Annotated in this window: 14 protein-coding genes; 5 read left to right on the forward strand and 9 right to left on the reverse strand. The window is 51.8% G+C overall.

What is annotated here, in order from left to right:
- Window positions 1–320: 320 nt before the first annotated feature.
- Window positions 321–782, forward strand: a complete 462-nt coding sequence (locus WH50_RS13375; protein WP_104153889.1) for a universal stress protein — start codon at window positions 321–323, stop codon at window positions 780–782.
- Between the two features lie 48 nt (window positions 783–830).
- On the opposite strand, the gene WH50_RS13380 is transcribed toward WH50_RS13375, so the two are convergent.
- Window positions 831–2,753, reverse strand: a complete 1,923-nt coding sequence (locus WH50_RS13380) for an ATP-binding cassette domain-containing protein (protein WP_110187761.1) — start codon at window positions 2,751–2,753, stop codon at window positions 831–833.
- Window positions 2,754–3,008: 255 nt separating this feature from the next.
- Here WH50_RS13380 and WH50_RS13385 point away from each other — a divergent pair, with 255 nt between their 5' ends.
- Entirely contained in the window at window positions 3,009–4,991 is a 1,983-nt protein-coding gene (locus tag WH50_RS13385; protein WP_165838420.1) for a transglycosylase SLT domain-containing protein, read from the forward strand.
- A gap of 84 nt (window positions 4,992–5,075) precedes the next feature.
- Here WH50_RS13385 and WH50_RS13390 read toward each other — a convergent pair whose 3' ends face one another.
- Window positions 5,076–6,014 (reverse strand): chemotaxis protein CheV, encoded by a 939-nt coding sequence (locus WH50_RS13390; protein ID WP_104153892.1) that lies wholly within the window; start codon window positions 6,012–6,014, stop codon window positions 5,076–5,078.
- 180 nt (window positions 6,015–6,194) lie between these two features.
- On the opposite strand from WH50_RS13390, the gene WH50_RS13395 reads away from it, so the two are divergent.
- Window positions 6,195–7,004: a TatD family hydrolase gene (locus tag WH50_RS13395; RefSeq protein WP_110187763.1), complete on the forward strand. Its 810-nt coding sequence runs from the start codon at window positions 6,195–6,197 to the stop codon at window positions 7,002–7,004.
- Here the strand turns inward: WH50_RS13395 and WH50_RS13400 are convergent.
- Together WH50_RS13400 and WH50_RS13405 are read right to left on the reverse strand one after the other, a co-directional pair.
- Entirely contained in the window at window positions 6,988–7,272 is a 285-nt protein-coding gene (locus tag WH50_RS13400; RefSeq protein ID WP_110187764.1) for a glutaredoxin family protein, read from the reverse strand. The genes WH50_RS13395 and WH50_RS13400 overlap by 17 nt on opposite strands.
- A gap of 69 nt (window positions 7,273–7,341) precedes the next feature.
- The gene (locus WH50_RS13405; protein WP_104153895.1) at window positions 7,342–8,439 is read right to left on the reverse strand and encodes a polyamine ABC transporter substrate-binding protein; all 1,098 of its coding nucleotides are present in this window, start codon (window positions 8,437–8,439) and stop codon (window positions 7,342–7,344) included.
- 291 nt (window positions 8,440–8,730) lie between these two features.
- Here WH50_RS13405 and WH50_RS13410 point away from each other — a divergent pair, with 291 nt between their 5' ends.
- Window positions 8,731–10,479, forward strand: coding sequence for a PHA/PHB synthase family protein (locus tag WH50_RS13410; RefSeq protein ID WP_110187765.1), 1,749 nt, complete (start codon window positions 8,731–8,733; stop codon window positions 10,477–10,479).
- A 155-nt stretch (window positions 10,480–10,634) separates the two neighbouring features.
- Here the strand turns inward: WH50_RS13410 and WH50_RS13415 are convergent, their stop codons facing one another.
- The 3 genes from WH50_RS13415 to nagZ form a co-directional block, all read right to left on the reverse strand.
- Window positions 10,635–11,471 carry a D-hexose-6-phosphate mutarotase gene (locus WH50_RS13415; protein WP_165838421.1) on the reverse strand — a complete coding sequence of 279 codons (837 nt, stop codon included), beginning with the start codon at window positions 11,469–11,471 and terminating at the stop codon, window positions 10,635–10,637.
- 92 nt (window positions 11,472–11,563) lie between these two features.
- The gene (pgi, locus tag WH50_RS13420) at window positions 11,564–13,207 is read right to left on the reverse strand and encodes a glucose-6-phosphate isomerase (RefSeq protein WP_104153898.1); all 1,644 of its coding nucleotides are present in this window, start codon (window positions 13,205–13,207) and stop codon (window positions 11,564–11,566) included.
- Window positions 13,208–13,513: 306 nt separating this feature from the next.
- Complete coding sequence (gene nagZ, locus WH50_RS13425) at window positions 13,514–14,542, reverse strand: beta-N-acetylhexosaminidase (protein WP_110187767.1); 1,029 nt, start codon at window positions 14,540–14,542, stop codon at window positions 13,514–13,516.
- A gap of 156 nt (window positions 14,543–14,698) precedes the next feature.
- Between nagZ and WH50_RS13430 the strand changes: the two genes are divergently transcribed.
- Window positions 14,699–15,490 carry an endo alpha-1,4 polygalactosaminidase gene (locus WH50_RS13430; protein ID WP_110187768.1) on the forward strand — a complete coding sequence of 264 codons (792 nt, stop codon included), beginning with the start codon at window positions 14,699–14,701 and terminating at the stop codon, window positions 15,488–15,490.
- Window positions 15,491–15,598: 108 nt separating this feature from the next.
- Here WH50_RS13430 and glk read toward each other — a convergent pair whose 3' ends face one another.
- The gene (gene glk, locus WH50_RS13435; protein ID WP_207780301.1) at window positions 15,599–16,558 is read right to left on the reverse strand and encodes a glucokinase; all 960 of its coding nucleotides are present in this window, start codon (window positions 16,556–16,558) and stop codon (window positions 15,599–15,601) included.
- Window positions 16,551–18,380 (reverse strand): phosphogluconate dehydratase, encoded by a 1,830-nt coding sequence (gene edd / locus WH50_RS13440; protein WP_110187769.1) that lies wholly within the window; start codon window positions 18,378–18,380, stop codon window positions 16,551–16,553. The genes glk and edd overlap by 8 nt, the downstream gene beginning before the upstream one ends.
- Window positions 18,381–18,413 lie beyond the last annotated feature (33 nt).

Consider the following 18,413-nt stretch of genomic DNA (forward strand, 5'->3'; position numbering starts at 1 on the left):
TCACCAGGCGCACGAGGCAGCTCAAGTGGATACATTTTGGCTCTCACGCCCGCAGCAAGCGCTCGTTCACGTATCCGCATCTGCTGCCGTTGCCGCCCAGAGGGCATAATCCAAAAAACGGAGCCAACCAAAAGCATAACGACCACAAAAATTACTATTGTCGCCATCTGATCATTCTCGCCTTATATATTAAGTAATGAGACATGCTTGCCGGACATCGCTTTGAGCCTGACCTGAGACAAGGTATAAGAGGGGAAGCTGTATTATGTTTGGCCAAAGAACAGAACTTCCCACGATATTACTACTAGGAGCCTACTATCATGAGCGACTACATTCGCAGCTATGAGCACATTCTACTGGCAGTGGATCTGACCGAAGAAGCCAATCTCGTTGCAGCCAAGGCGGCTACCATCGCCAGCAATAGCGGAGCCAAACTTTCGATAATTCATGTTATTGAACCTCTCAGTTTTGCTTATGGCGGAGACGTTCCCATGGATCTGAGCAACATCCAAACTCAACTAGAAGAGCACGCACATAAACGACTGGAGAGTTTTGCCGCCAACATGAGCGTGGCACCTAGCAATCTGGTTGTAGCAACAGGCCACACCGAGTCCGAGATTCATCGTCAGGCCGAAACTCTGGGATGCGACCTTATTGTGGTAGGTAGCCACGGTCGCCATGGGTTGGCTTTGTTACTCGGCTCCACTGCCAACAGTGTGCTACATGGAGCCAAGTGCGACGTACTAGCCGTTCGCGTTGGTGATGAAAAAACCAAGTCCTGATCAATCTAAGCAGCCAGTTTATCAAGGCTAAGCGCATCACTGATACGCTTAGCCTTCTCCGGCCTGCATAGCTTCCAGCTCTACCCAGCGCACCATGATTGATTCAAGCTCTTCCTCTTTCGCAGTCAGAGAAGCAAGCGTGCCCGCTACCCGCTCCTGCGGACCTTGATAGAATTCTGGCTGTGCAATGATTTCCTGCAACTTTTCGAGTTCAGCTTCCAGTTGCTCAATTTTCTCTGGAAGAGCATCCAGCTCTCGTTGCAATTTATAACTCAGTTTTTGTTGAACCGGTTTAGCCTGCTTGGCAACAACATTCAAGCTCTCGCCAGCGATCTTTTTAGGATTTCCCGTCTCAGATTTCACCTGATCACGTCCCTTCAGCTGCGACAGACTCCCACCCTGACGCAACCAGTCAGCAAAACCACCGACATATTCCTTAACTTCACCAGACCCATCCAATACCAACGTACTGGTAACGACCTGATCCAAGAAATCACGATCATGGCTAACAATCAGCAAGGTTCCCTCGTACTCAGTCAGTATCTCTTCGAGCAACTCCAATGTTTCAATATCCAGGTCATTGGTAGGCTCGTCCATTACCAGCAAGTTGGCAGGCTTGCTGAAGAGCTTGGCAAGCAACAGGCGATTACGCTCCCCCCCTGACAGAGCTCGCATCGGCGTTCGCGCGCGCTCAGGGCTGAACAGAAAATCACTCAAATATCCCATGACATGCTTGTTACGTCCTTGAACCTGAATAAACTCTCGCCCTTCACTCAAGTTATCGACTGGACTGAGATCAAGGTCGAGTGCATCGCGCAGCTGATCAAAATAGGCGACCTCCAGCTTGGTACCCTGCTGGAGATTTCCAGAGGTGACACTTAGCTGTCCGAGCAACAACTTAAGCAGCGTACTCTTTCCCGCACCGTTAGCACCAATAATGCCCAACCGATCGCCGCGCATAACTCTCAGGTTGAGATTCTGAATGATGGACTTACCATCCACGCAGTATCCAAGAGACTCAGCTTCGAACACCAGTTTGCCCGAACCACCCGCCTCTTCCAAAGCCATGCGGGCTGAACCTACACGCTCCCTGCGCTCAGCACGCTCACGACGAAGTGCTTGCAATGCACGCACACGACCTTCATTACGCGTACGCCGGGCTTTAATACCTTGCCTTATCCATACCTCTTCCTGAGCCAGCTTCTTGTCAAAAAGGGCATTGTGACGCGCCTCTTCCTCCAGACGTTGCTCCCGATATTCAAGGAACCCACGGTAGGTGCCGCTCCAGTCGTAGATATGACCTCGATCCAGCTCCCAGATGCGATTAGCCAGCTTTTGCAAAAAAGCACGATCGTGAGTAATGAATACCAATGCGCCTTTGTAGTCACCCAATAATGACTCCAGCCAATCAATAGCCAGTAGGTCCAAATGGTTCGTTGGCTCATCTAGAAGCAATATCTCTGGCTCAGCAACCAAGGCACGGGCGAGCATCACCCTGCGTCGCCACCCACCAGACAGCTCTGACAGGGTTTTGTCTGCAGGTAACTCCAGCTTTTCCAGCATGGTTTTTACTCGCTGCTCCAGCCCCCAGGCACCAACAGCTTCCAACTCATGCTGCAAGATCTCCAACCGCTTAAGATCAATATCTTCCGAAACCGACAAGGTCAGATATTCCTGCAACAACTGATGCGCCTGCCCTGCTCCACGCATCACGATCTCAGCGACTGTCTCTTCCTCTCCTTCAGGCAGCTCTTGCTCCAGAACACCGACTCTGCCCCCTGGGCGCAACCAGATATCACCGCTATCCTGGCGCTGCTTCCCTTGAATCAATCGCAACAAGGTAGACTTACCAGCACCATTACGCCCAACAATACAGACACGCTCTCCCTCACCTACGTGCAACGTCACGTTGTCCAGAAGCGTCTCGGTTCCGAACGATAGATTGACGGCGTCGAGCCTGAGCAGAGTCATAGGGAGATGTCCTTTGCGATGAGAATTGCGGACAGGTATTCTAAAGCACTCAACGCGCCGGTCCCAGCTCATCTCACTGCTGAAAGTAAACAAACGAGAAGAACTGTTTAATAAAGCATGCGCAGAGACCAGCAGGACATACGTAGTCGACGCGAAAAAGCCTTGAAACTGCGAAAGCACCAGAGATCAGGGTCATATTAGGAATGCTGCATGCCAATGCTGGCAATCACGACATGGCCTAAAGGATGCCAGATTATGTTTATGCCAACCCGCAAGCACTTTCACGCGAGCATCTTCACCACTTTGCTAACCTGTATGGGCGTAAGTAATGCTCTCGCCACCTCTCAAAATGCTGATCTAAATACACTCAGACAAAAATACCAGGCGGCACAATCGCTGTTCGACCAGGGCAAAGTGGAACAGGCGCGCTCACTGACTCATCAGCTGGAAGCCTATCCTCTGTATCCGTATCTCGCCTATCGCGAGTTGATGTACACCCTACCCGGCTTGAATCAACAAGGGATTGCCAACTTCCAGAAACGCTATCCGGACTTTCCTCTTCAAGGAAACCTCTATTCCAGCTGGATGAGCTATCTTGCTGGTAAAGGACTATGGAAAAACTATTTGGCGGCTTATGACAAGGAGCGGGCTGACGACAACTTAAAGTGTTTTCGTGCGGCAGCCCTATATTCAGTTGGTGACACCAAACAGGCAGATGAATATACCCAGCAGCTCTGGCTTACAGGCACCAGCCAACCTGATAGCTGTGATAAAGCATTTTCTGCCTGGAAAGGCAGAGGAAAGCAAACAACTGCGATGATCCAACTTCGCTTCGCCCACGCACTGGAGAAAGACAATGATGGTTTGGCTGCCTATCTAAACAAGCTTCTCCCAGCAGGAGAACAACCCAGAGCTAAACAGCTGCTTGGTTACTATCAAAAACCTGAAACTGTTCTCCCGGTCATCAGATCACTACAAAAGCGCCCCAGTGCTGATCTGGCAATTATTTATACCCATGCATTAAAGCGTTACGGTCGTTCACAACCAGAAGTAGCCATCAGCCTGGCAGGCGAGAAAGCAACGTTCCTCTATATAGATGAAGCAAACAAGAACGACGCTTTCGACTATTATCTCGGCCGCATTGCCAGTCAAACCCCTGAGCGATACGAGCTATTCAGACAGCGTTACCAGCGGCCTTACGATGGCGATGATGCAGAGAAAGTACTGCGTTATTGGCTAGCCCAACCTAACTGGCAGGAAGTACTGAAGTTAGTCAACGCACTACCTGCCGAAATCCAAAAAGATGAGGTCTGGCGTTACTGGCGTGCTCGTGCTGATCTGCAAACTGGCCAAAATGCCACCATTGCCAATCAGGCACTAGCTGCGCTAGCCAAAGAAAGGAGTTTCTACGGCTATCTCGCAGCCCAGACGCTCAAACAACCCTATCAGCTAAATCATCAGCCTCTACCCGTCAGCAGCCAACGCCAGCGTGATGTCATGTCAATGCCAGCCGTGATGCGCGCAATTGAGCTGAACATTTTAGGGCAGGACTGGCAATCCAGACGAGAGTGGTTCAATGCTCTTGATCACATGACACAGGATGAAAAGGTAGCGGCTGCACGTCTGGCCGCTCAATGGCAATGGCACTTTGTTTCCATCTTCACGATGGCAAAAGCCAAATACTGGGATGATACCCAGATTCGCTTCCCCATGGCTTACAGCAATGTCTTCGTCCCCTCAGCCAAGGCACTCAACCTGGATCCTGACTGGGTGATGGCGATCTCCCGCCAGGAGAGTGCATTTCGCAATGATGCTCGCTCACCTGTAGGAGCGCGAGGACTGATGCAACTGATGCCAGCGACGGCACAACACACCGCCAAGAACTTCAACCTTGGCGCCTTCGCCGCTGATGACCTCTACAAGCCCGAGGTTAATATTCAGCTTGGCACCCACTACCTGCTGGAAGTTAAGAACACATTCTCTGGCAATCGCATACTAGCTACTGCTGCCTATAACGCAGGTCCGTCGCGCGTTAGACGCTGGCTAAATGAGCGTGGGCACCTACCCGCAGATGTATGGGTAGAAACCATACCCTTCAATGAAACTCGCAAGTACGTACAAAACGTACTTACTTATGCCGTTATCTATCAGAAAAAACTGGGCATCCCTGAAGAGTTGATCAAACCGCAAGAGCGCCATTTAGGGCCTGACACCACTGTCGCCAAGACCCCACTCTGAAGTAAATGCTACTGCAAAAACGCAAAAGGGAGCCAAGGCTCCCTTTTGTATTCTCAGACTCATTTCGCCGCGAAGCTGAAACTATCAGCTGTTGTTCATCAGAGTCCTGATGCGCTCTTGCACAATGCTAGCCATCAAGTCTGGCTGGAACTTAGAGATGAACTCATCACATCCCACTTTCTGAACCATACTCTTATTAAAACTACCGCTCAGTGAAGTATTGAGAACAATATACAAGTCTCGCAAGCGAGGATCTTCCCTAATCTCCCGAGTCAAGCGATAGCCGTCCATCTCGGGCATTTCTGCATCGGTGATAATCATCAACAGCTCATCAGGCACATGATGCCCATCATCTGCCCACTTTTTGAGCATCTGTATGGCACGTGCACCGTCCGTTGCTTCAATCACCTCAATTCCCAGGCTGGTGAGTATCCCTTCAGTCTGTGCTCGGGCCGTGGAGGAGTCATCCACTACCAGGACTTTCATCCCTCTGGCCATCTTGACCACTTCTACATCCAGCACTTCCGCTGAAATTTCCGATGAGTAGCTGACAATCTCGGCCAGCACTTTCTCAACATCAATAATCTCAACCAGCTGGTTATCTTCAAGCCGGGTGACGGCTGTCAGATAATGTCCTCGCCCTGCTGTGGCTGGCGGAGGCATGATCAGATTCCAACTGAGGTTGATGATTCGATCTACACTACCGACCAGGAACCCCTGCACCGTCCGATTGTATTCGGTGACGATCAGGTTGCATGGTTTAGTCGTATCAATAGGCCGCAAGCCAATAGCAGCACTCAGATCAATAACAGTGACAGCCTGACCACGCAAACTGGCAACCCCGCACACAACAGGGTGACTTTGCGGCATTTTTGTTAAACGCGGCAGCTGCATGACTTCCTGCACCTTGAATACGTTCAACGCAAAAAGCTGCCTTGTCTGCATTTTAAACATAAGCAGCTCGAGTCGGTTCTCACCCACCAGCTGCGTTCGCTGATCAACAGTATCCAGAATACCGGCCATGCCTACTTGTCCTCTGCAAAGCCTGCTATCATCCCAGCCCTTTCTCTACGCCTGGATTCGCTCGATATGCGGCGTCAGGCACTTTGTGGTCTGTACATCTAAAGCACCCCAGCCCAGCTAAAGTGCTGGTCAGAGTATAGCCCAGTTGATCGTCAAGATTCACTTAATTGCGGAGTCGCCATGAAACTGATTGATATTGGCGTAAACCTCACCAACGCTGCCTTTGATAGAGATCAAGCCGACGTTCTTGCACGCGCCGCTCAAGCGGGGGTCGACACCCTGATCATAACTGGCACATCTCTGGCATCCAGCCAGCAGGCACTGGAGTTATGTACAGGGCATGATAATACTTCTCTACTGTACTGCACTGCGGGTATTCATCCGCACGATGCAAAGGATGCCTCAGCAAGCGCCATTGCAGAGCTGAGCTCTTTGGCCAAATCTGACCGAGTGGTCGCCGTCGGAGAAACAGGGCTGGACTTCAATCGTGACTTTTCGCCTCGCCCACTGCAGGAAAGCGCCTTTCATGCCCAGCTGGAAATTGCAGCTCGCGTCCAAAAGCCCGTATTCCTGCATGAGCGCGATGCATTTGAGCGCCAGCTAGCTATTCTCAAAGAACATCGAGATGACATTCCCGGCGGTGTACAGCACTGCTTTACTGGCACCAGACAAGCCTTGTATGCCTACCTGGATCTTGGTCTGGCTATTGGCATTACTGGCTGGGTGTGTGACGAACGCCGCGGTCAGGAATTGCAGCAGCTCATCAAGGATATCCCTTTGGATCAGCTCCTGCTGGAAACGGATGCACCGTATCTGGTACCCCGGACGCTGCGCCCGAAGCCCAAAAGTGGACGTAATGAACCGGCATTTTTGCCAGAGGTATTACAGCAAGTAGCTCGGTTGCGGTCAGAGCCAATAGAGGAAATTGCCATCCGCACCACTGCCAACGCCCAACGACTGTTCCGGCTATCTGTTATGCAAAAGGATTAAACGCCTCTTGCGGATCATGTGGAACGATGACTTCACCAGACAGGTATCGTTGCAATACAGCAGTATCGAAGGGCCAGCCCAGATCATCTATGCGTTCATCCACTCGTACCACAGGAATGCGAATACCATAACGCCCCATCAAGTCGTCGGTCGCAGAAACATCCACCTGCTGAACCTGCAGATCAAACTCCTCTTGCAACGCTGCCACAGTCTGCTCTGCCAGATGGCAAAGATGACATCCCTCAGTACCATACAGATAAAGCTTCATACACCCACCTCCAAAACAACTACACCCCGTTACCGGGGTGTAGTTTAACGTGCCAGATGTTCGCTAACCTTACTGGTTGGTCTGAACAGTCGTCCAGGCACGAGTGATAACACGCTCCAGCTTGGCTGAGGCAGGTGTGACCATGAACAGCTTGGCTTTCACATCATCAGATGGGTAAATGCCTGGGTTGCTCTTGACCGCATCATCAACCAGCTCAGTAGCCTTGGCGTTGGGGTTGGCATACATCACATAGTTGGAGATACCAGCCACTACGTCAGGCTGCAGAATGAAGTTGATAAATTTGTGGGCATTTTCCGGGTGCTTGGCATCAGCAGGAATGGCCATGGAGTCAACCCACATCTGTGCGCCTTCTTTTGGAATGCGATACTCCACTTTGACACCATTGGCGGCTTCTGTAGCACGATCAGCAGCTTGCAGAATGTCGCCTGAATAACCGACAGCTACGCAGATGTCACCGTTTGCAAGATCATTGATGTATTGAGACGAGTGGAAGTAGCGAATATAGGGGCGTACTTTCAGCAGCATTTCCTTGGCCGCTTCATAGTCTTTGGGGTCTTCGGAGTTAGGATTTTTACCCATGTAATTCAGGGCAGTCGCCATCACTTCCTTGGGAGAGTCCAGGAAGGCCACACCACAACCTGCCAATTTCTCCATGTTTTCCGGCTTGAAAACCAGATCCCAGGAATCCACCGGAGCGTTCTCACCCAAAGCAGCCTTCACTTTCTCGGCGTTGTAACCAATACCATTGGTTCCCCACATGTAGGGCACGGCATGAGCATTGTCTTTATCCACTGACTGCATGATCTTCATCAGCTGAGGATCCAGATTGCCATAGTTACTCAGCGCGTCTTTTTTCAGAGGCTGGTAAATGCCTGCCGCTATCTGACGCCCAAGATAGAAATCAGAAGGCACAACCAGGTCAAAACCACTGTTACCAGACAATAGCTTGGCATCCAGCACTTCGTTACTGTCATAAAGGTCATACACGACTTTGATGCCGGTGGCCTTTTCAAAGTTAGCGATAGTGTCTTCAGCAATGTAGTCAGACCAGTTATAGATGTGCAGCACCGGCTCTTCTGCTGCCACTGCCGCAGCACTGGTAGCCAATACCGCACTGGCGATGATTGTTTTTACCCACTTGGACATATGCTAACTCCCTTGTTTAGAGATGAAATTTTGGCGTTTATAACAGGATTCCCACCTCAGCCAAAAACATTTTTTATACTCGATATGACAAATAAATTTTCTTGTAAGCCACTTTATTAGCTTTCGTCTCGTGCAGGCCCTGTCATTGTCCTATTGGTGAACAAAGGGCGACCCTATGGCAATACCCATTCAGGTATAGGCCAGGATTCATGCAACCCAACCTTCTCAAATCTGGCCAATTTATAATCGGAATGCTTATATAGATGCAGCATTCATAACAGAGGACTGTTTATGCCGGCTTCCACTCCCAAAACTCCCTGGTCAGACACGCTGAATGAGGCGTGGTTACAAAACTTCAGCGAGCAAAGTCGTAAGCAGATCCAGCAGCTCCTCGGCGCGGGTCAGGACGAAATCCTCAAACAGTATTACGAGTCATGGCAGCACTTTCTGCAAAGCTCCATGGACGATCCGGGCAGATGGTGGAAGACGCTGGTCGAGTATCAACAAAAACAGCTCAACCTCTGGCATCAGGCCATGACCGGCAAGAAAGATGCGACCACTTCCGGCAGCGCCAGCGACAAACGCTTTCAGGATAAACAATGGAATGAACATCCCGTATTTGATTCCATCAAACAGTCTTACTTACTGATGACCAGCCTGTTCGAGGAAATGACCGACAAGGCGGAGATGGACAGCAAGCAGAAGCAGACGCTCAAGTTCTACACCCGGCAATTTCTTGATGCCATCTCCCCCAGCAACTTCTTTATGACCAACCCGGAAATCATGCAACTGGCTGTGGAAACCAAGGGGCAGAGCCTGATTGATGGTCTGGAAAACTTACTTAGCGACCTTGAAAAAGGCCGCATCAGCATGACCGACGAACAAGCGTTCACTCTGGGAGAAAACATTGCTGTCACTCCCGGCAAGGTAGTATTCCAGAATGAGCTGATGCAACTGATTGAGTATGCCCCCTCTACCGAAAAGGTATACGAGCGCCCCACACTGATCATTCCGCCCTGCATCAACAAGTACTACATTCTGGACCTTCAGCCAGACAATTCCTTCGTCAAATTCTGTGTCGATAGCGGCCAGCACACCTTCCTGATCTCCTGGTGTAACCCCTCAGCAGCACAAAGCCATCTGAATTGGGATGACTACCTGCAAGAGGGTGTATTCAAGGCACTTGAAGTCGTTCAGAACATCCATGGCACTCCAGCGAAAGTGAATGCAGTTGCCTGGTGCATTGGCGGCACACTGCTGGCCTCTGCGCTGGCTGTCATGGAGAAAAAGAAGGATCGGCGTGTGGGGTCAGCTACCTTTCTCACAACCCTGACTGAATTTAGCGAACCCGGGGAGCTGGGCGTCTTTATCAGCCCGGAACAGGTAGAGGCGCTCATTGAAAAAGTTAACGGCGCAGGGTATCTGTCAGGTAAAGACCTTTCCACCACCTTCAACATGCTGCGAGCCAATGACCTGATCTGGTCTTACGTAGTGAACAACTACCTGAAAGGCAAGCAGCCGCCGCCTTTTGATATTTTGTACTGGAATAGCGACCCGACTAACCTTCCAGCCAGCATGTACAGCTTCTATCTGCGCAAGCTCTATCTGGAAAACTGCCTCATACAACCGGATGCACTAACGCTATGCGGCGAGCCTGTGGATCTGAGCAAGATATCCATCCCCTGCTACTTCCTCTCTACAGCGGAAGACCATATTGCCCCCTGGAAATCGACCTACAAAGGTGCCCGTCACTTTGGTGGCCAGCCTGAGTTTGTACTGGGTGCGAGTGGCCATGTGGCAGGCGTCATTAACCCCATCAGCAAAAACCGCCGCCATTACTGGACCAACAGCAATCTGCCAGACACTGCCGATGAATGGCTGGCAAACGCCACACAGGAGCCGGGTAGCTGGTGGGGGCACTGGCAGCAATGGCTGAAGCGTCGGGCAGGCAAGCAGATCGAAGCACCAGACAGCCCAGGGAATAGCAGTTACCCGCCTCTGGAATCTGCACCAGGTAGCTTCGTCACCACACGACTGTAACCGTTCACCTAAAGCACCTAAAGCACCTAAAGCACCTAAAGCACCTAAAGCACCTAAAGCACCTAACGCACCTAACGCACCTAAAGATACGGCCTCAGTTGAGGCCGTATCTTTAATAAACCTAAATGGAAGACGCAGTCCGCTTCACCCCGGTTTCAGGCATGTAGCGGCTCAGCACTCAGCACGGTCTCCAGACTCCAGCTGTCGCCCGGCAGCAAGCTCACCTTGTCTTTATGCGTATTAGCCGCTTCAACGCAGATAAAGTGCTCAGCTTCTGCTGAATCCATATCTGCAATGGTGGCTGCCTTTTCTGCGGGATGCCAAACCACGGTCGAGCCACTGGCCGCCTTTCGTACCCAAATGACACGATTTAACCCCGGATCAAGAACTTTCACCGCGCCGGAGTGCACATAGATACGATCTATTCCCTCCTGAGGATGAAGCACCCCAGCCTGCACGCCTTCACTACCGGCATTCAATTTATCGACGAACAAACAGCCGTCCAACCCCGTCAGGGCAATGTCATTCCACGCCGATACCTGCAGATACGTATGCAGTGCCTGGGTTAACTCCATCACTTCGGAACCAAGGTTCTGAGAGTGCAGACGCAGTACAAGCCGATCACGGACCAGCACCTCAAGACTAACCTGTAACACTTCATGTTTGAGAGTAGGTTCCAGTAATAGCCGGGCATAGTCCTCTGTCATTTCTGCCTCAACCAGAATCCAGTCCTGTAAACGCGCGGTACCGTGAAATGGCTCAGTATTTTCAGCAAAACCAGGCCAGCATAAAGGCACACCACCTCGAATAGGCTTACCTTTCTGCGCGAAAGCCCTGGTTGACCACCACAACAGATCTTTCTGGCCACATGGCACATAGCTCAACGCATGGGCACCATACAGGCTGATGCAGAACGTGCTCCACGTCGTGTTGACGCGGAGCAGGGTATGTTCCCCCCAGCGCTCACTTGTAATCCATTCGGGTAACTGCATGGCATGTATCTCAGTTGGAAAGATCATTATTTTGGTATTGCTCACAACTGCGTACTTGCAGGCCGAGGAATAACCTCGGCCTGTTTATGCTATCAGCGGCTGTGAGTACGGAAGATATTCATCAAGCCCTTGGTCGAACCATCATAGTGAGTGGATGTATCACCACTCTGCAGCTCATCGTACATACGTTTGGACAACTGCTTGCCCAGCTCCACGCCCCACTGGTCGAAGGGATTGATATTCCAGATCATGCTCTGGGTAAAGACTTTGTGCTCATACAACGCCAGCAGCATACCCAGATTTTTCGGGCTCAACTCATCCAGTACGATAGTTGAACTGGGACGATTGCCGGGATACATGCGGTGCGGTAACAGACGCTCGATATGCTCTTCATCCAAACCTTCACGTTGTAACTGCGCACGGACGTCCTCCTCAGATTTACCCGTCATCAGGGCCTGTGACTGAGCCACACAGTTGGCAACCGACAACAGATGCTGATCGTAGTTGTCTGCACGGGGAGGTTTGCACACCATGATGAAGTCTGCCGGCACCATCTGGTTACCCTGATGCAACGACTGATAGAAAGCATGCTGACCATTCGGGCCAAACTCGCCCCAGATAACCGCAGAGGTTTCTACATCCAGCCATTCACCATCGTTGCTCACGCTCTTACCGCAAGACTCCATTTCCAGCTGCTGCAGATAATCTGGCAAATACTTCAGGCAACTGGTGTAAGGCAACACTACGCGAGAGCCACACTTACAGAAGTTCAAATACCATACATGCAGCAATGCCATGATGACCGGTATGTTCTGCTCCAGCGGAGCAGTACGGAAATGCTGGTCGGCAATGAAGGCACCATGCAGTAATCCCTCAAAGGTGTGCATACCCAGATACAGTGCGACTGACAAACCCACGGACGACCACAGGGAGTAACGTCCTCCCACCCAATGCCAGAACTCAAACTGCTGGCTGCTGGCAACGCCATAAGCCGACATCGCCTGCTTGTTGACCGAAATACCGATCAGCTGGCGGCATGCCTTCTCAGCATCAGGGCAGGCAGCCAGCAGCCATGCCTTGGCACGATCAGCATTAGCCATGGTATCGATGGTGGTGAAAGTCTTGGATGTAATGATGAATGCAGTCGTCGCAGGATCGAGATGTTTGAGACTATCAACAATCTGCACCCCATCCATCGCCGAAACAAAATGCATGTTGATAGGGCCTGGCTCACCGCTTTCCAGTGCCAGACAGGCCAGATTAGGACCCAGATCTGAACCACCCACGCCAATATGGACGAAATCGCGAATGGCTTCGCCCGTAAAGCCTTTGAACTGACCGGAGCGAACCTTGTCAACGAAAGGACGCATCTGATCCAGTACACGCTGTACCTGATGGCTGACCGTTTCGCCTTCTTCATTGACGGAATAGATGGAGCGGTCACGCAGTAAGGTATGCAGAGCCGGGCGATCTTCAGTGATGTTCAGCTTTTTACCACCGAACAGATCCTCAATACGCCCCTGAAGATTTTGCTGTCTTGCCAGAGCCACCAGGCGCCGAAGGGTTTCCTCGGTCACTAGCTGTTTGGAGAAGTCGAACATCAACCCATTCAGCCCCAGCGAAAAGCGCTCGAAACGATCCGGATTCTGAGCAAACAGCGTATTCAGGTTCAGATCTCTGGTCGCATCGCGATGGGCTTGCAACGCCTGCCAGGCTGGGGTCATGTTCAACTTCATTTAGAGTTTCCTCTTGCGCACTTCCAAAATGGGGTGAAGTGACAGCTCGACTCACCGAAGAAGGTTTGCCAGTTGTCATTTGTAGTTTTATTAACAACAAAACAACGAAGAGTGCACACTATAAAGCCAAAACAAGCCTATATAAACACTAGAGACAGGCAAAAAATTTACTAAAATTACCAACAAAATCTTGCCTACACACATTGTGAGGAGTAAAGTCTGCCCTGTGAGTAGGTTACCGGACTGAGGGCTTTCGGGTGCTCTTAAACTTATCGGCAGGCCGGTAACCTCGCTCACGATCCCAGATTACTTTCCCGCTTTTAGCAATTCCTCTCGCTCCTCCATCAACATCTGCACATCAAGTTCATCACCCTTCTGTATCATCTGCAAAGATCGCTCAACGCGCTGCTTCGCTACACCGTCAAGCACTGGTAACACCCTGGCCACTTCATACATATCGCTCACAGGGCCATGGGAATTCAGCACCAGATCGACACCAGCAGCTACTGACCTGGCCGCCCGCTCAGCATGCGTCCCTTCCAGGGCATTCATATGAATGCAGTCCGTAATAATCACACCGCCAAAGCCGATCCGCTCACGCAACCAATGACCAATCAGGACAGGTGACTGAGTACAAGGCCGCTCAGCATCCAGCTGCGGATAGACAATATGTGCAGTCATCGCCCAGGGCATATCGTTCAGCCGACGAAACGGCACCATATCGGTCGCCAGCAAGGTATCTCCATCCACATCAATAGTCGGCAGCGCAATGTGACTGTCCGCATTGGCACGGCCATGCCCGGGCATGTGTTTGATAATCGGCAGAACCCCTGCACTCAGAAAGCCTTCGCATGCGGCACGCCCCATCGCAGCCACCAGCTCCGGATCCTTTGAAAAAGCGCGCGAGCCAATCACCTCATTCGCACCATCAACCAGCAAATCCAGCACCGGCGCTGCATCAACATTAATCCCTAACTGCACCAGCTCATGCGCTATTAGCTGGGCATTGATATAGGCCGCTCGCACACCGTGCTCAAGATTTTTCTCCGCTACCACCCCAAGCTCACGCGCCGCAGGATGTGCCACCCACTCTGGTGGCTGCAGTCGCTGTACACGACCTCCTTCCTCATCAATCAGAATAGGCGCATCTGCCCTACCTACCGCTTCACGGAAGGAATCTGTCAGCCGTTTCAACTGATCACGACTTTCACAGTTGCGCCTGAACAGAATCAGCCCCAGCGGGTTAATATCCCGAAAGAAAGCCATTTCATCGGCACTCAGCGTTACGCCATCACAACCGAATATGCCCGCCAGTGGCGCTGCGTTTGTCATCATCGATTACCTTGCCAGCCAGAAAGTGTTCGTTATCAACGGTAAAGCCGTCAGCATCTTACCCAGTCACGCCAATTGCCGCATCCTGATCGCCTTTTTTGATTAGGCGGTTTATCCTTGCACCACCTTTCGGCCTCCTACTGTGGGCATTGAACTGCTATGAGTTACCTGAGGCATACCGTACTGCCTGCCATACTGCTTGCATTAACCTTTAATGCCTCCGCAGCCTCCTTTCCCAACCCCATATTGCACTGGCAATTACAAAGCTCAGGGGACTATGCCAGCAGCCCCGAAGCAGATGTCTATGATCTGGATTTTCAGAACCTTGCTGCCAGCGATCTGAACCTGCTAAAGCAACGCAATGCCATGCTGGTGTGCACTATCAGTGCTGGCACATGGCAAGAGTGGCGACCAGATGCCGACCAATTCCCCGATGACATTCTTGGCAACGATGCAGCGGGTTGGGAAGGTGAGAAGTGGCTTGATATTCGCGCCACAGACAGTTTGACTCCCATCCTCGACGCTCGCATGCAGCAATGTGCTGACCAGGGCTATCAGGGTGTTGAACTTACCAACCTCGACGTATATCAGCAGGACTCCGGCTTCCCTGTGACCCAAACCGACCAGATCAGCTTCAATCTGCATCTGGCCAGACTGGCACATCAGCACCATTTACTGGTCGGCATGCGCGATTCACCTCAATTGGTGGGCATCCTAGTCGATGACTTTGACTTTGCTGTCGCCCAGGGTTGCTACAGCGGGAACGGTTGCGATGCTTACACGCAGTTTGCCTCACAAAACAAACCTGTTGTGCTTGTCGAGTTCGCAGATAGCGAAGTAAACCCGGAAGAGCTCTGCCAGTACGCCCAGAGCAACAAGTTTTCAGCCGTTATCAAACATCGAAACTTTGACCAGTTCAGTCAGTTTTGCCCTACCCCCAGTGCAAACTGACTCACAAACAGCAGACAAAAAAAAGCCGAGAGCTTCACTCTCGGCACAAGGCACACGGGGATCCCTCCCCACCAGTCAACACACGTTAAAAATTGAACAGAGACTCAACTAATGCACTGCCGCGTTAGCCAACCCGGCAGCTGCACCCAATAACCCTGGATATTCAGCATTCACCAGCCACACCGGAATTGCCTTCATGTAATCCTTGAACCGGCCCTTCTCTTCAAACTGCTGACGGAACGGACTTACCAGAAACAATTCTGGAAAACGCGGCACTATGCCGCCACAGATGTACACGCCACCGAGAGCACCAATAGTCAGCGCTGCGTCACCTGCCACCTCGCCGAGGATGCCACAGAAGTGATTCAACACCTCCAGACACAGCTCATCACCGTCTTGCAAAGCGCCGTTAGTGACGTCAGCCGGCGTGGCACAGCGTTCTTCCAGCCCTCTCAGCGCACAATAACCCTGATACAGCAGCAGCAGACCCGCACCACTCAGTAGTCGCTCAGCAGAGATACGGCTGAAATGTTTCTTGAAGTGCAGCCACAACTGAATTTCCCACTCTGACGTCGGCGCCCAGTTCACGTGCCCACCTTCAGCAGCCAGAGGAATCCAGTCATTACCATTGGATACCAGCGCCGACACCCCAAGACCCGTTCCCGGCCCGATCACCAGACGAGGGCGACCATGCAGACTTTCACCAGAACCGACAGCGATTACATCACTGTCTGGCACTTGCGGCATACCCAACGCCATCGCCGTGAAGTCGTTAATGCACTTCAGTGTCTGCAATCCAAGCGATACCTGCATGGACGACTTACTGAAACGCCAGTGATTGTTGGTCATCTTTACTTCATCGCCATGCACTGGGCAGGCAAAAGCAATACAGGCTTCCTGAACAGTGACGCCTACTTGCTGCAGATAGGCCCGAACCGCGCCATCCAGATTGTCAAACTCAGCACAAGGCAGCACCTTGATGTGATGCAGCTCAACGCTACCGGGGTGCACCAGCGCGAATCGCGCATTGGTCCCACCAACATCACCCACCAGAGCCCAATCACTCATGGCGATATGCCTCCAGCTGGCCGAAAACGGTGGCACCCTGCTCTGCGCCGTTCACCACCTGACGCATCATGGCAAACAGCTCACGCCCCATACCCTGATGAGATACTTCACCGACTTTCACCAGTTCACGACCGGCCCACTCAGCGTCACCGACCAGCACTTGCAACTCACCGGTCTTGGCGTTCAGGCGCACCATATCGCCATCACGCACTTTGGCCAGCGGACCACCATGCACCGCTTCAGGGCATACATGTATCGCCGCAGGTACCTTCCCAGATGCTCCCGACATACGACCATCGGTTACCAGAGCCACTTTGAACCCTTTGTCCTGAAGCACACCAAGGTAAGGTGTCATCTTGTGGAGTTCAGGCATGCCACAGGCAGCTGGCCCCTGAAAACGCACGACTGCGATAAAGTCGCACTCCAGCTCACCGTTTTTAAAGGCAGCTGCCAGTTCAAGCTGATCATGAAACACCCTGGCAGGCGCTTCGACGATCTGGTGCTCATCCGCAACAGCAGAGACTTTGATGACGCCACGCCCCAGATTTCCCTGCAACAGCTTCAGACCGCCCTCATCATTAAAAGGACGACTAGCCGGACGCAATACCGTTTCATCAAGGCTATTCACAGGCGCTGCACGCCAGCAAACCTGACTACCATCAAGGAACGGCTCGTTCGCATAGTCACGCAAACTATCACCCACCACGGTTTTAACGTCTTCATGCAACAGACCGGCATCCAGCAACTCACGCACCAGGAAGCCAACACCACCTGCAGCATGGAAGTGATTCACATCAGCCTGACCATTGGGATAGATACGACACAGCAGAGGTGTCACGGCAGAAAGATCAGAGAAATCCTGCCAGTCAATACGAATACCGGCAGCCGCAGCCATAGCGACCAGGTGCAGCGTATGGTTGGTTGAACCGCCAGTAGCCATCAGCGCAACCATAGCGTTGACAATGGCTTTCTCATCGACGATGTCATAAAGAGGACGGAACTTGCCACCCACATGACTATTGCGCACAGCCTGACGTGCCGCTTCCGCTGTCAGCGCATCACGCATCGGCGTCCCCGGATTAACGAAGGCAGCACCTGGCAAGTGAAGCCCCATGATCTCCATCAGCATCTGATTGGAGTTAGCAGTGCCATAAAAAGTACAGGTACCCGGGCTGTGATAAGACTGAGACTCAGCCTCAAGCAACTCATCTCTGCCTACTTTCCCTTCGGCAAATAACTGACGAATACGGGCCTTTTCCTTGTTTGGCATCCCCGACACCATCGGACCTGCCGGTACAAACAGACCTGGCAGATGGCCAAACCGAAGCGCACCGATCACCAACCCAGGAATAATCTTGTCACACACACCCAGATACAGAGCGCTATCAAACATGTTGTGAGAGAGCGCAATGGCGGTAGACATGGCAATGACATCGCGTGAAAACAGCGACAATTCCATGCCCGGCTCACCCTGAGTCACGCCGTCACACATGGCAGGCACACCGCCGGCAAACTGTGCAACGGAGCCCATTTCATGAGCCGCCTGCTTAATGATCTCGGGAAATGATTGCAAAGGCTGATGCGCAGACAACATGTCGTTATATGACGAAACAATGGCTACGTTAGCCTGATTCATCAATTTCAGCGTCTGCTTATCAGTTTGAGCGCAGGCAGCAAAACCATGCGCCAGATTGCCGCAACCGAGGGTGCCACGATATGGCCCCTTCTGCTCAGCCTGTTTCATAGCCTTTATATAAGCGGAGCGGCTGGCCTCACTACGTTGACGAATACGTTCGGTCACTTCCGCCAGAATTGGATGCATACATGCTCCTGTTTTGTTCTTGCCCAGAGCGTT

This window comes from Pokkaliibacter plantistimulans, assembly GCF_003194385.1.
GTDB classification, from domain to species: domain Bacteria; phylum Pseudomonadota; class Gammaproteobacteria; order Pseudomonadales; family Balneatricaceae; genus Pokkaliibacter; species Pokkaliibacter plantistimulans.

Bases quoted from the DNA above. Each gene is read 5' to 3' on its own strand.
- WH50_RS13400 (WP_110187764.1), bottom strand. From the start codon at position 7,272: ATGAAGCTTTATCTGTATGGTACTGAGGGATGTCATCTTTGCCATCTG.
- pgi (WP_104153898.1), bottom strand. From the start codon at position 13,207: ATGAAGTTGAACATGACCCCAGCCTGGCAGGCGTTGCAAGCCCATCGC.
- WH50_RS13385 (WP_165838420.1), top strand. From the start codon at position 3,009: ATGTTTATGCCAACCCGCAAGCACTTTCACGCGAGCATCTTCACCACT.
- WH50_RS13390 (WP_104153892.1), bottom strand. From the start codon at position 6,014: ATGGCCGGTATTCTGGATACTGTTGATCAGCGAACGCAGCTGGTGGGT.
- glk (WP_207780301.1), bottom strand. From the start codon at position 16,558: ATGAGTGATTGGGCTCTGGTGGGTGATGTTGGTGGGACCAATGCGCGA.
- WH50_RS13405 (WP_104153895.1), bottom strand. From the start codon at position 8,439: ATGTCCAAGTGGGTAAAAACAATCATCGCCAGTGCGGTATTGGCTACC.
- WH50_RS13430 (WP_110187768.1), top strand. From the start codon at position 14,699: ATGAGTTACCTGAGGCATACCGTACTGCCTGCCATACTGCTTGCATTA.
- nagZ (WP_110187767.1), bottom strand. From the start codon at position 14,542: ATGATGACAAACGCAGCGCCACTGGCGGGCATATTCGGTTGTGATGGC.
- WH50_RS13380 (WP_110187761.1), bottom strand. From the start codon at position 2,753: ATGACTCTGCTCAGGCTCGACGCCGTCAATCTATCGTTCGGAACCGAG.
- WH50_RS13410 (WP_110187765.1), top strand. From the start codon at position 8,731: ATGCCGGCTTCCACTCCCAAAACTCCCTGGTCAGACACGCTGAATGAG.
- WH50_RS13375 (WP_104153889.1), top strand. From the start codon at position 321: ATGAGCGACTACATTCGCAGCTATGAGCACATTCTACTGGCAGTGGAT.
- WH50_RS13415 (WP_165838421.1), bottom strand. From the start codon at position 11,471: ATGCAGTTACCCGAATGGATTACAAGTGAGCGCTGGGGGGAACATACC.
- edd (WP_110187769.1), bottom strand. From the start codon at position 18,380: ATGCATCCAATTCTGGCGGAAGTGACCGAACGTATTCGTCAACGTAGT.
- WH50_RS13395 (WP_110187763.1), top strand. From the start codon at position 6,195: ATGAAACTGATTGATATTGGCGTAAACCTCACCAACGCTGCCTTTGAT.